This is a genomic window from Psychrobacter sp. 1Y4 (genome assembly GCF_051847555.1).
Genome location: NZ_JBPYDE010000674.1, coordinates 1 through 657 on the forward strand (window position 1 = coordinate 1; position 657 = coordinate 657).

1 protein-coding gene is annotated in these 657 nt (G+C 42.6%); it reads right to left on the bottom strand.

Annotated features, from left to right (window positions below):
• Positions 1-201 precede the first annotated feature (201 nt).
• Positions 202-657 (bottom strand): ABC transporter substrate-binding protein (locus tag ACS8FC_RS18260; protein WP_439297829.1); only part of this gene is annotated, 456 nt, incomplete at its 5' end.

Consider the following 657-nt stretch of genomic DNA (forward strand, 5'->3'; position numbering starts at 1 on the left):
AGATAAGCCACAAGCTAACTACAGCAATATATGAAACAAGCTATTTAAATAGGTTCTGCTGAAACAAGAAGCCCAGCTTACTGACTCATAGCTGGGTTTCTTGTCAAACATTTAGCATCACAGCGCAAGATTGCGATCAATCACTGATTGATATGGCTATCTTGCTTACGACTACTATTTTAAGCCAAATACAAAGGTGCGTTATTCTACCACTTCTTTTGCTTTATCGATAACCGCTTGTGGCAAAGTGATGCCTTCTTCTTGAGCATGTTTTGGGCTGACATATAGGTTAAGCGCTTGTGGAGTATAAACAGGGATAGCGCCTGCTTTTTCACCATTCAAGATACGAACAACGATTTTACCCGTTTCACGGCCAAGCTCATAGTAGTCTACGCCTAATGCCGCAACCGCACCGCGCTCAACTGAGCTCGTGTCTGATGCGATAAGAGGAATCTTACTTTCTTTAGCAATTTGATAGAGTGACTCGTAAGCGGATACCACGTTGTTATCAGTCGACGTATAGATCATGTCGACTTTGCCTTCAAGACTACGGGCTGCCATCGCGATGTCATTACTACGCTGTGCTGGTGCTTCTAATACATTGATGCCGAGCGGTGTCAATTTCTCTTTTAGATTTTGTAAGATAATCGTTGAGTT